Source organism: Streptomyces sp. NPDC052114, from assembly GCF_040680155.1.
Taxonomy (GTDB): domain Bacteria; phylum Actinomycetota; class Actinomycetes; order Streptomycetales; family Streptomycetaceae; genus Streptomyces.
In genome coordinates this window covers 1-12,155 of the sequence record NZ_JBFAWC010000006.1, presented here as the reverse complement: position 1 = coordinate 12,155, position 12,155 = coordinate 1, and the positions used below count along the sequence as shown (strand labels likewise).

At 67.4% G+C, this 12,155-nt stretch carries 11 protein-coding genes and 2 rRNA genes; 1 reads left to right on the top strand and 12 read right to left on the bottom strand.

The annotated features are described in order from the left end of the window. Positions 1–81: 81 nt before the first annotated feature. The gene (locus AB0L89_RS14650; protein ID WP_365139898.1) at positions 82–462 is read left to right on the top strand and encodes a PRC-barrel domain-containing protein; all 381 of its coding nucleotides are present in this window, start codon (positions 82–84) and stop codon (positions 460–462) included. Positions 463–615: 153 nt separating this feature from the next. On the opposite strand, the gene AB0L89_RS14645 is transcribed toward AB0L89_RS14650, so the two are convergent. From AB0L89_RS14645 to AB0L89_RS14590, 12 genes are all read right to left on the bottom strand, one after another. Then, positions 616–2,034, bottom strand: a complete 1,419-nt coding sequence (locus AB0L89_RS14645) for a DNA polymerase IV (protein WP_365139895.1) — start codon at positions 2,032–2,034, stop codon at positions 616–618. Between the two features lie 37 nt (positions 2,035–2,071). Then, positions 2,072–2,689 carry a MerR family transcriptional regulator gene (locus AB0L89_RS14640; RefSeq protein ID WP_365139892.1) on the bottom strand — a complete coding sequence of 206 codons (618 nt, stop codon included), beginning with the start codon at positions 2,687–2,689 and terminating at the stop codon, positions 2,072–2,074. A 169-nt stretch (positions 2,690–2,858) separates the two neighbouring features. Further along, positions 2,859–3,332, bottom strand: coding sequence for a bifunctional nuclease family protein (locus AB0L89_RS14635; RefSeq protein ID WP_063795355.1), 474 nt, complete (start codon positions 3,330–3,332; stop codon positions 2,859–2,861). Between the two features lie 75 nt (positions 3,333–3,407). After that, on the bottom strand, positions 3,408–4,151 hold the full coding sequence (locus AB0L89_RS14630; RefSeq protein WP_365139888.1) for a MerR family transcriptional regulator: 744 nt from the start codon (positions 4,149–4,151) through the stop codon (positions 3,408–3,410). 43 nt (positions 4,152–4,194) lie between these two features. Next, positions 4,195–5,157: an FHA domain-containing protein gene (locus tag AB0L89_RS14625; protein ID WP_365141033.1), complete on the bottom strand. Its 963-nt coding sequence runs from the start codon at positions 5,155–5,157 to the stop codon at positions 4,195–4,197. Between the two features lie 82 nt (positions 5,158–5,239). Next, positions 5,240–6,067, bottom strand: a complete 828-nt coding sequence (locus AB0L89_RS14620) for a DUF881 domain-containing protein (protein ID WP_365139885.1) — start codon at positions 6,065–6,067, stop codon at positions 5,240–5,242. A gap of 5 nt (positions 6,068–6,072) precedes the next feature. Beyond that, the gene (locus tag AB0L89_RS14615; RefSeq protein ID WP_003988855.1) at positions 6,073–6,405 is read right to left on the bottom strand and encodes a small basic family protein; all 333 of its coding nucleotides are present in this window, start codon (positions 6,403–6,405) and stop codon (positions 6,073–6,075) included. Then, positions 6,402–7,301 carry a DUF881 domain-containing protein gene (locus tag AB0L89_RS14610; RefSeq protein WP_079036893.1) on the bottom strand — a complete coding sequence of 300 codons (900 nt, stop codon included), beginning with the start codon at positions 7,299–7,301 and terminating at the stop codon, positions 6,402–6,404. The genes AB0L89_RS14615 and AB0L89_RS14610 overlap by 4 nt, the downstream gene beginning before the upstream one ends. A gap of 89 nt (positions 7,302–7,390) precedes the next feature. After that, entirely contained in the window at positions 7,391–9,886 is a 2,496-nt protein-coding gene (locus tag AB0L89_RS14605; RefSeq protein ID WP_365141030.1) for a mannose-1-phosphate guanyltransferase, read from the bottom strand. Between the two features lie 113 nt (positions 9,887–9,999). After that, positions 10,000–10,608 (bottom strand): CDP-alcohol phosphatidyltransferase family protein, encoded by a 609-nt coding sequence (locus AB0L89_RS14600; protein ID WP_365139880.1) that lies wholly within the window; start codon positions 10,606–10,608, stop codon positions 10,000–10,002. Between the two features lie 169 nt (positions 10,609–10,777). Then, positions 10,778–10,894, bottom strand: a 5S ribosomal RNA gene (gene rrf / locus AB0L89_RS14595). Between the two features lie 86 nt (positions 10,895–10,980). Then, positions 10,981–12,155: ribosomal RNA gene (locus tag AB0L89_RS14590) — 23S ribosomal RNA — on the bottom strand; the annotation flags it as partial.

The following is a 12,155-nucleotide window of genomic DNA, read 5'->3' as shown; positions in this document are numbered from 1 at the left end:
AAGTGCTCTTTCGTAGTGAGTACGAGCGATTAAAGATGAGTTACACCCATATCCGAATCCCCTCGACCAGCTGGAGGGCCCGTGCAGACCGACATCGATCCGCGGAACCTGATCGGCCGCAAGGCGTTCGACCGGAACGGGGCGAAGATCGGCACGATCGACGAGGTCTATCTCGACGACGCCACCGGCACTCCGGAGTGGGCGGCCATCCGCACCGGCCTGTTCGGCCGTGACGCCTTCGTCCCGCTGGAGCCGAGCGAACTGGTCGACGACGGCACCCTGCGCATCCCCTTCGACCGCGCCCTCATCAAGGACGCCCCGGACTTCGGCGTGGGCCGCCATCTCTCCCCCGAGCAGGAACTCCAGCTCTATCACCACTACGGCCTGGACATCACGCCCCCGAGCGCCCCACCACCACCCGACCAGTCCTTCGGACAGATAGCCGGCCAGGACAGTCCCTGACGGCACAGCGCAGGTACTGGCACCGGCACAAGCAGCGGCAGCGGCAGCGGCAGCGGCAGCCACCGAAACGACCGGCCGACCGGTCCGCGGCAGGTCACCGTCCCGGCACGCCGGCCGACCCGTCCACGGCAGGCCCTCGCCCCCCTTTCGGCCTCACCCCACCCCCTCCGCCCCGACCCCCACCAGCGGCAACGGCTCCGCGGGCACCAGCTCCGGGTCATCGGTCCTGAACGTCCGCACCCGCCCCGGCGCCGACCCGGGCGTCTCGAAGCGCACCGTCACCCGCCCCAGGCCGCTCCCCTGTACCCACCCGTGCCCGTACTCGGCGTGCCGCACGTCGTGCCCGGCCGCCCATCTTCGCTCGGCGGGCACCGCCGGCGCCTCGTCCCCGCCCCCCGCGGCCTCGACGGCCACGGCCTCCGCACGCCCCACCTCGTCCGCCTCGGCCGCCTCGGCCGCGGGCTCCCCGTCGGCCGCCTCCTCGGCCGCCTGGGCCTGCGCCTGGGCCTGGGCGAACAGATCCTCCTGCGTGTAGTCGGCGAGCCCCGTGACGCCCACCCCCAGCAGCCGCACGCCCCCTGTCGTGTCCACGGACTCCAGCAGCCGCGCCGCCGCCTCCCGCACCACCCCGGGGTCGTCCGTGGGCCCCCGCAGCGTCTCGGACCGCGTGAGCGTCGAGAAGTCGAAGCGCCGCACCTTCAGCACGATGGTCCGCCCCGAGTGCCCGGCCGCCCGCAGCCGCTGCACGCACCGGTCGGCCAGCCGCGCGACCTCCGTGCGCACGCGGACGCGGTCATGGATGTCCACGTCGTACGTGTCCTCCACGCTGACCGACTTCGTGTCCCGCTCGGCCACCACGGGCCGCTCGTCCTGAGCGAGCGCCATCGCGTACAAGGACCCGCCGTGCGCCTTCCCCAACAGCCGCACCAGCTCGTCCTCACCGGCCTCCGCGATCTCCTCGACCGTGGTGATCCCGGCCCGCCGCAGATGGTCTCCCGTGGCCGGCCCCACCCCGGGCAGCGTCCGCACCGACATCGGGCCCAGCAGCGCCCGCTCCGTCCCCGGAGCTATCAGCCTCAGCCCGTCCGGCTTGGCCTCCTCGGAGGCGATCTTCGCCAGCATCTTGCAGACGGCGAGCCCCACCGACCCGCTCAGCCCGGTCACCGCCCTGATGTCCGCCCGCAGCCGCTCCCCCACGGCCCGCGCCGACGCCTCGTCGTCGGCGACGCCCCCCGCCTCCAGATCGACGAAGGCCTCGTCCAGGCTGAGCGGCTCCACCAGCGGTGAGAGCTCCCGCAGGAGCCTCATCACCTGCTCGCTGATCTCCCGGTACAGACCGAAGCGGGGCACGAGATACGCGGCGTTGGGCGCAAGCCTGCGCGCCTGCCCCATCGGCATCGCGGAGTGCACCCCGAGCCGCCGTGCCTCGTACGACGCGGTGGCGACCACGCCCCGTGGCCCGAGCCCGCCCACGACCACGGCTTTTCCGCGCAGGCTCGGCTTCGCGGCCTGCTCCGCGGACGCGTAGAAGGCATCCATGTCCAGATGCAGAATCGTCGGGGCGCTTCTCACCTCTCCGATGCTGCCCTACGCCACTGACAACGGGGCCTCAGACGGCCCTGTTGCGCCGCCTGGCCAGCTCATCGGCTGGGTTGTGCCTGATGAGCGTCTCACCGGTGTCGATGCGCTCTCCGTGCAGCTGGGACAGCGCGGACTCGACGTCCCGCCAGACGACCCCCACGGCGATCCCGAAGACACCCTGACCGCCCTGGAGCAGGTCATGGACCTCGCTGGGCGACGTGCACTCGTAGACGGTCGCCCCGTCGCTCATGAGCGTCATCCGCTCCAGGTCACGGAACCCGCGCTCACGCAGATGCTGCACCGTCGTCCGGATGTTCTGCAGCGACACCCCGGTGTCCAGGAACCGCTTCACGACCTTCAGGACGACCACGTCACGGAAGCTGTAGAGGCGCTGCGTGCCGGAACCACCGGCGGCGCGCACACTGGGCTCGACCAGGCCGGTCCTGGCCCAGTAGTCGAGCTGTCGGTACGTGATGCCCGCGGCCGCGCACGCGGTGGGACCGCGGTAGCCGATCTGCTCCGATTGCTCGAACGTAGCGTCCCCGCTCCCCTGGACCGCCATCGGTCGTTTCGGAGAGTGATCGGCCGTGCTGCCGTGAAGCGGGTACGGACCGCCCATCGCCGTACCGTCGCCGCTGCTTCTCACGCCGACCTCCCTCCTTGACCTGCCTTCTCGACGGTAGGCAGTCGCCAGGGGCTCGTCAACGATCGCCACACTCGGCACGCCGAGTGATAATCACCCTGAGAGTGGTTTCCCGTACCTCACCGCGGGGAAAGGCTAGCCGAATGGTCCGACGCGGGCCGCCGGAAGCGGCTCACTGGCTGTTGGTACCGAAGTCCTCGGGCGAGATCTGGTCGAGGAACTCGCGGAACTTCTCCACCTCGTCCTCCTGCTCGTCCGGGATCGCGATGCCGGCGTCGTCGAGGACGCCGTCGCTGCCGAAGATCGGCGTCCCCGTGCGCAGCGCCAGCGCTATGGCGTCCGACGGCCGCGCGCTCACCTCGACACCGCTGGCGAAGACCAGTTCGGCGTAGAAGACGCCTTCGCGCAGGTCGGTGATGCGCACTTCGGAGAGCTCCTGGCCCACCGCTTCCAGCACGTCCTTGAACAGGTCGTGGGTCAGCGGCCGTGCGGGTGCCATGCCCTGCTGTGCGAAGGCGATGGCGGTCGCCTCCCCTGGTCCGATCCAGATGGGGAGGTACCGGTCGCCTCCCACTTCACGCAGGAGCACGATCGGTTGGTTGGAGGGCATTTCGACCCGGACACCTACGACGTCGAGCTCGTTCACACAGCAACCCTAGGACGTGGCTGGCAGGTTTGGGTAGTCGGGCACCCGTCGAGTACCGGCCGGGCGCCGGCCGCGTCAGGGCAGGCGGACCCCGAGCGCGGTCTGCACGAGGGCGGAGTGCAGCCTTCCGGTCAGCCCCGCCAGCTCCTTGGTCCGGGCCTCCGCGTGGGCCCTGGTCTGCGGGTTGCGGTGCCGTCGCAGCGGCGCGACCACCTGGTCGACCAGCCCGGCCTCACGCTCCGCGGCGGCCTTCATGGCACGCAGGTGCCGTGGCTCGATACCGAACCGGCCGAGTTCGACGACGAGCGAGGCGACCGTGACGGCCTCCGCGTCGTAACCGCCGTCCGGCAACGGCGCGACGAGCCCGTACGTCTCCCACTCGTCGAGCTGTCCTTCGTCGATCTCGGCGGCGGCCAGCAGCTCGTCGCGGCCCACACGAGCCGCTGTCGGCCCCTCGGCCTCGTCCTGGCCCTGACCGTCGCCGGCGTCGCGCTGACGCCCCAGAGACGGCAGCGGAGGCCTCTCACCGCGCTCCAGCGCGTCCAGGTGCTCACGGATGACCTTGAGCGGCAGATAGTGGTCCCGCTGCATCCTCAGGACGTGACCGAGCCGCTCGACATCCTCCGGGCTGAACTTCCGGTAGCCGGAAGGCGTGCGCTGTGGCTCGATGAGCCCCTCGGCCTCCAAGAACCTGATCTTGGAGATCGTGACCTCGGGGAACTCGTCACGCAGCGCGTTCAGCACGGAACCGATGCTCATCAGCCGGCGGTCCGCGGCGGCGGTGCCGGTGCCGGCACCGCCCCTCGGTGTTTGAAGCATGGACCTTCCCTGGGGATCTCCCCAGACGGAATCTGGGGGTGGTTCAGATGCCCCGCTGGCTCGCATAGAAGACCAGGCGGTACTTGCCGATCTGCACCTCGTCGCCGTTCGACAGCGCGACGGAGTCGATCCGCTCCCGGTTGACGTACGTGCCGTTGAGGCTGCCCACGTCGGCGACGGTGAAGGAACCGTCCTGGACGCGACGGAACTCCACGTGGCGACGCGACACCGTCACGTCGTCCAGGAAGATGTCGCTCTGCGGGTGACGGCCCGCCGTGGTCAGATCGCCGTCGAGCAGGAAACGGCTGCCCGAGTTCGGACCGCGACGCACCACCAGGAGCGCCGAGCCCAGCGGCAGCGCGTCGACCGCCGCCTGCGCCTCCGGAGAGAGCGCCGGGGACGGGGTCTGGCCCGTCGTCTCCGCGTCGTAGGCCTCAAGGCCCGAGATGGAGATCGTCGAGGTCGTCTCGGACGCGCGCTCCGGGGTGGCCCCGGGGCGCAGCGGCGCACCGCAGTTGGAGCAGAACCGACTCGCCTCGGCGTTGCGGTTGCCGCACCTCGTACACACCAAAGCCATGGACGGGTCCTCCTGCCGCGGCTGCCCCGCGGGGGCATTCGATGCGTACGGGTCGGGGGTAAACCCTCCACCCGTACTTGAGGTTGACGGTTCTCCGAAACCTATGCGGCCGGGACCGGCAGGGTCAACAGATGACGCGCCCTGTCCGCCCGAAATGTCACCACCTGGACCAGCGACCTGATCCCGGAACATCGGGCGACCCGCGCCCTGCTCCTCGCCATCCCCATGGCGCGGGGCACGGTGTCGGGCAGTGGCGGGATTGCCGCTGTCCTCACGTGCACTCTTGCCGAACAACTTCGCAAACAACTTCACGGGCGATTCCCCTTGACCGAAACAGACCCGCCCGTGGGGCAGGACGAACCCTGATTGCACACACCGGCATTCATCGGTGAACCGGACATCCTCACAACGTCCGTATCCACCAAACAGTTTCCACCACGCACCACGCTTCCGGTGCGCCGACCCCCCGCAACCTCATGCCCTCGCCTGGCGACCCCCATGCGCCCGCCCCTCACTGGGAGGACGACCGAGCGTAGTCAGGCCGCTTCGCAGGTCGCAAGGCGCTCACGACGATCTTCTCCGAGCGTTCCACGGTGACCGTGGCCTGCTCCTTCTCCAGAGTCTGCACCACACCTCCCGGGATGTTCAGCGCAGGCTCCAGATCCTGGGGCTTGCCGATCACCTTGAAGAGGTACGGCGCGGCGACCTTGCGGCCGTCCACCCGCACGCCACCGTCGGCGTCCGACAGATAGGTGTCGGCCACCACGCGCACGTCATTGATCTGGATCGCCTCCGCGCCGGCGGCGCGCAGCTCCTGAATGGCGTCGAGCAGCATGTCCGCCTCGATCGCCCCCTTCTTGTCCTCGATGGTCAGCGTGATGCCGGGCCCTTGGGCCGCCACCGTGCCTGCCAGGATGCCGAGTTGCCTCTCCCGCTCGACCGTCTGCTTGCGGGCCTCCTCGGCCTGGTCCGAACTGTTCTCCAGTCCGGTCCGCTGTTCCTCGAGGCGTCGCTTCTCTTCTTCCAGACGCTCAGTTCGGTCATCCAGTTCATCGAGAATGCGAACGAGATCTTCTTGTCTCGCACCGCGCAGCGCGCTGCTGTCGTTGTTGGACCGCACCTGGATGGCCAGGCCCAGGCCCAGCACGAACAGCAGCAGGGCCACGATGAGTTGCGGCCGGGTCACCCGCGGCGGCCACAGCCCTTGGGCCAGCCGCTGCCTGCCGGTGAGCCCGGGCTCCTTCTCGGGCTCCGGCGCGGTGGACGGCTCGGGCGCGCTCGGGACCTCCGCGGGGAGTTCCCTGCGCCGGTTGTGGTCCGGCCTCTCGTCAGCGCTCATCGGCCTCACGCCCGGAAGACGTGCCGACGGATCGCCGCGGCGTTGGAGAAGATCCGGATGCCGAGGACGACGACCACACCGGTCGACAGCTGGGCACCGACGCCCAACTTGTCGCCCAGGAACACGATCAGCGCGGCCACCACCACGTTCGACAGGAACGACACCACGAACACCTTGTCGTCGAAGATGCCGTCGAGCATCGCGCGCAGCCCTCCGAACACGGCGTCCAGGGCCGCGACCACGGCGATCGGAAGATACGGCTCGACCACCGCCGGAACCTCGGGCCGAACCAACAATCCGGCCACGACTCCCACGACGAGGCCCAGTACGGCGATCACGTTGTGCCCTTTCCTGCCTTCGGCTCTGCTGTACGTACGGTCACGCTCGGCGCTGCCGGCAGCCGGAGCTCGTCCGACACCGAAATGCTGGTCCGGATGCCGAAGTTCTCCTGCAGGGCGTGCAGATACTGACCGTCGCGGCTGTTCTGGAACCGGGTGCTCAAGCGTTTCCCGTCCCCCACCGCGAGCACCGTATACGGCGGCACCAGCGGCCTGTTGTCGACCAGTATCGCGTCACCCGCGGCTCTGATCGCCGACAGCGCGGTGAGCCGCTGGTCGTTGATCGAGATCGCCTCGGCGCCCGACTGCCACAGACCGTTGACGACGCGCTGCATGTCGCGGTCCCGCACCCTCCCGGTGTCGGAGAACCCGGAACTCTCGCGCGGTCCGCCGCCGCCCTGATCGGCTTCCTTCTTGTCGTCCACGACCAGCTTGACTCCGGGCCCCTCGACCTCGGTGGCACCGGACAGCAGCCCCACCAACTCGCCCTGACTCCCGCCGTGCTTCTTCAGCGCGGCCCGCTGCCGCTCGCCCACGTCGTCGCGGAGCTCGTCCACGTCGTCCTCGAGCTTGTCGGCCCCGGCCGTCGCCTCCTCGACGCGGTCGATGAGCTCCTCACGCTCCTTGGCGACCACCGGCGCAGCTATCCGCGCCTGCGCGGCCCCCACCGTGACCACCAGGGCGGCGAGCACGAGGCCGGCCGCGAGGCCGAGCTTGGCCCGCAGCGGACGAGGGACACCGCTGTCCCCTCTGGCCTTCTTCCGCGCCGCCGCCTCCGCGTATCCCTCGTCGAGACTGTGGTCCATGACGGTGGTGAGCAGCGACATGGACGCGTCCGGACGCCGGGGGCGCGAGGGGGTGCTCCGAACGGGGGGCTGCTGCGGCATGCCGCACATCGTCGCACGTCGTGGGCCCTACCTCCGAATGGCCCCACCGGCGCGCCGGACAGCACCTGTTGCGGGTGCCGCCCGACGCCCGGAAAGCCTCAGCGACCGGCGCTGTCGACCACCGCGGACCACTCGTCCAGCAGCGCCTGGGCGGACGCCTCATCGGGACCCTCGGCCCACAAATGAGTGACGGCCTCGGCCGGATCGGGAAGCACCAGGACCCAGCGCCCGTCGGTCTCCACGACCCGCACACCGTCGGTGGTGTCCACCGACCGGTCCCCGGCCGCCTCCACCACACGCCGCATCACGAGCCCCTTGACGGCCCACGGAGTCGCCAGATCACGCCGCTGCACATGGGCGCGCGGAATCCGCGCGTCGATCTGGCTCAGCGTGAGCTGCGTACGCGCCACCAGCCCGATGAGCCGCACGAACGCGGCCGTCCCATCGAAGACGCCGCTGAACTCGGGCACGATGAACCCGCCGCGCCCGTCGCCGCCGAAGATGGTCGAGTCGCCGCGCCCCACCCGCGTCAGATCGTCCGGCGACGTGGTCGTCCAGTCCACCTGCGTGCCGTGATACGCGGCGACCTGCTCGGCGATGCGCGTCGTCGTCACCGGCAGCGCCACCCGCCCGCTGCGCCGCTCGGCGGCCACCAGGTCGAGCATGACCAGCAGGGCCCTGTCGTCCTCGACGATCCGCCCCTTCTCGTCCACGAGCGACAGCCGCTCGCCGACCGGGTCGAACCGCACCCCGAAGGCCGCCCGCGCGGACGCCACGATCTCCCCGAGCCGCACAAGACCGGAACGGCGGGCATCCGCGGTCTCCGTGGGCCGCGACTCGTCGAGCCCCGGGTTGATGGTCAGCGCGTCCACACCGAGCTTGCCGAGCAGACTCGGCAGCACGAGCCCAGCACTTCCGTTCGAGGCGTCGACGACGACCTTCAGCCCGGACTCGGCCACCCCTGTGGTGTCGACATTCCGCAGCAGGGACCCCGTGTACGAGTCGAAGACGCTGGACGGGAAGTGCAGGTCACCGATCTCACCGGGGAAGGCACGGCGGTACTCCTGGCGCGCGTACACCCGGTCCAGCTTCCGCTGGCTCCCCTGCGACAGGTCCGCGCCCTGCCCGTCGAAGAACATGATGTCGACGGAGTCCGGCACACCGGTCGTCGTCCGGATCATGATCCCGCCGGCGCTGCCGCGGGCCGTCTGCTGCCGCGCGACCGGCAGGGGCACGTTCTCCAGATCGCGTACGTCGATGGCGCTGGCCTGCAACGCGGAGATCACCGCCCGCTTCAGCGCCCGCGCTCCTCGTGAGTGGTCACGCGCGGTGGTGACGGTCGAGCCCTTCTTCAGGGTCGTCGCATACGCCCCCGCAAGGCGCACGGCGAGCTCCGGTGTGATCTCCACGTTCAGGATGCCGGAGACCCCGCGGGCGCCGAAGAGATGCGCCTGACCGCGGGACTCCCAGATGACCGAGGTGTTGACGAACGCGCCGGCCTCGATCGTCTTGAACGGATAGACCCGCACATTGCCCTGGACGATCGATTCCTCACCGACCAGGCACTCGTCACCGATGACCGCGCCGTCCTCGATACGGGCGGCCCGCATGATGTCGGTGTTCTTCCCGACGACACAGCCCCGCAGATTGCTGTGCTGCCCGATGTAGACGTTGTCGTGCACGACGGCCTTGTGCAGGAAGGCGCCGTCCTTCACGACGACATTGGAGCCCACGACGGTGTGCTCACGGATCTCGACGTTCGCCTCGACCTTGGCGTAGTCGCCGACATACAACGGCCCGCGCAGCACGGCATCGGGATGCACTTCGGCCCCTTCGGCCACCCACACCCCGGGCGAGATCTCGAATCCGTCGAGTTCGACGTCGACCTTGCCCTCCAGCACGTCGGCCTGCGCCTTGACGTAGCTCTCGTGCGTGCCGACATCCTCCCAGTAGCCCTCGGCGACATACCCGTAGATGGGCTTGCCTTCCTTCATGAGCTGCGGGAACACATCGCCCGACCAGTCGACCGGCACATCGGCCTCGACGTAGTCGAACACCTCGGGCTCCATGACGTAGATGCCCGTATTCACCGTGTCGGAGAAGACCTGCCCCCAGGTCGGCTTCTCCAGGAAACGCTCGACCTTTCCCTCGTCGTCGACGATCGTGATGCCGAATTCCAGAGGATTGGGAACACGCGTCAGACAGACGGTGACAAGCGCCCCCTTTTCCTTGTGGAAGGAAATCAGCTCGCTGAGGTCGAAGTCCGTGAGAGCGTCACCGGAGATCACGAGGAAAGCATCGTCCTTCAGCGCTTCCTCGGCGTTCTTGACACTGCCGGCCGTGCCGAGCGGCTTCTCCTCATTGGCATAGGTGAGCTCCATCCCGAGCTCTTCGCCGTCGCCGAAGTAGTTCTTGACGAGCGATGCCAAGAACTGCACTGTCACTACGGTCTCGGTGAGCCCATGCCTCTTCAGCAGGCGCAGCACATGCTCCATGATCGGCCGATTGGCCACGGGCAGGAGTGGCTTGGGCATGCTCGAGGTCATGGGGCGAAGGCGAGTGCCTTCACCACCGGCCATCACGACGGCCTTCATGTCGGAAACGTCCTCCTCAATAGACGACGATCTAGCCGACTTAGCCCGCCAGGATGAGCCCACATATGTCGGATGCGGGCCTTCGAGCTTCTACAGCCGCCGAATCGGCAAGCTCAATCGGCCGTGCTGTCCGCCTTGACGAGTCGGCGGACCTGAACCACGTAGAGGATCCCTGCCCACCAGTAGAGCGTTGTACCCCATCCGGCGAACGCCCATCCGAAAATAGCAGCGAGTGACGCGATCCAGCCACTTCCGTCACTGAGCAGCAGTAGTGGAAATGCGTACATCAGGTTGAAGGTGGCCGCCTTGCCCAGGAAGTTCACCTGGGGCGGCGGATAGCCGTGGCGCCTGAGGATCCCGACCATCACCAGCAACACCAGTTCACGCAGCAGAAGCGCCGCGGTCAGCCAGAGCGGAAGAATCTCGCGCCATGTCAGGCCGACCAGCGTCGAGAGGATGTAGAGCCGGTCGGCCGCGGGGTCGAGCAGCCGGCCCAGGCTGCTGATCTGGTTCCAGCGTCGCGCGAGCTTGCCGTCGAGGTAGTCGCTCACACCGCTGAGCGCCAGGACCAGCAGCGCCCAACCGTCGCTGTTGGGCCCTCCGAACTCCGGCCTGAGGATCAACCACAGGAAGAGGGGCACGCCGGCGAGACGCGCCATGCTGAGGATGTTCGGGATGGTGAGGACACGGTCCGTCTGGACACGCGTCTCCTGGACCTCCACCCGGGGGCCTCCTGTGGGAAAGAGCCAATGATGCCCCCTGACCTTACCCTCAGTTGCCGCACATCGGTGCAGAGGGGTGGCCGGGTGGCGTATGAACAGAAGAACAAGAAAGCCCTGAAAAACAAGAAAGCCCCGGACCGTTCCCGGTCCGGGGCTTTCTTCAAAAGGAGTTCGGCGGCGTCCTACTCTCCCACAGGGTCCCCCCTGCAGTACCATCGGCGCTGTGAGGCTTAGCTTCCGGGTTCGGAATGTAACCGGGCGTTTCCCTCACGCTATGACCACCGAAACACTATGAAACTGACAACCGCACCGTACGTGACCTGTACGGGGTTGTTCGTGGTTTCAGAACCAACACAGTGGACGCGAGCAACTGAGGACAAGCCCTCGGCCTATTAGTACCAGTCACCTCCACCCGTTACCGGGCTTCCAGATCTGGCCTATCAACCCAGTCGTCTACTGGGAGCCTTAACCCCTCAAAGGGGGTGGGAATACTCATCTCGAAGCAGGCTTCCCGCTTAGATGCTTTCAGCGGTTATCCTTTCCGAACGTAGCCAACCAGCCATGCCCTTGGCAGGACAACTGGCACACCAGAGGTTCGTCCGTCCCGGTCCTCTCGTACTAGGGACAGCCCTTCTCAATATTCCTACGCGCACAGAGGATAGGGACCGAACTGTCTCACGACGTTCTAAACCCAGCTCGCGTACCGCTTTAATGGGCGAACAGCCCAACCCTTGGGACCGACTCCAGCCCCAGGATGCGACGAGCCGACATCGAGGTGCCAAACCATCCCGTCGATATGGACTCTTGGGGAAGATCAGCCTGTTATCCCCGGGGTACCTTTTATCCGTTGAGCGACGGCGCTTCCACAAGCCACCGCCGGATCACTAGTCCCGACTTTCGTCCCTGCTCGACCCGTCGGTCTCACAGTCAAGCTCCCTTGTGCACTTACACTCAACACCTGATTACCAACCAGGCTGAGGGAACCTTTGGGCGCCTCCGTTACCCTTTGGGAGGCAACCGCCCCAGTTAAACTACCCATCAGACACTGTCCCTGATCCGGATCACGGACCGAGGTTAGACATCCAGCACGACCAGAGTGGTATTTCAACGACGACTCCACGAACACTGGCGTGCCCGCTTCACAGTCTCCCACCTATCCTACACAAGCCGAACCGAACACCAATATCAAACTGTAGTAAAGGTCCCGGGGTCTTTCCGTCCTTCTGCGCGAAACGAGCATCTTTACTCGTAGTGCAATTTCACCGGGCCTATGGTTGAGACAGTCGAGAAGTCGTTACGCCATTCGTGCAGGTCGGAACTTACCCGACAAGGAATTTCGCTACCTTAGGATGGTTATAGTTACCACCGCCGTTTACTGGCGCTTAAGTTCTCAGCTTCGCCAGGACGAATCCTGACTAACCGGTCCCCTTAACGTTCCAGCACCGGGCAGGCGTCAGTCCGTATACATCGCCTTACGGCTTCGCACGGACCTGTGTTTTTAGTAAACAGTCGCTTCTCGCTGGTCTCTGCGGCCACCCCCAGCTCAG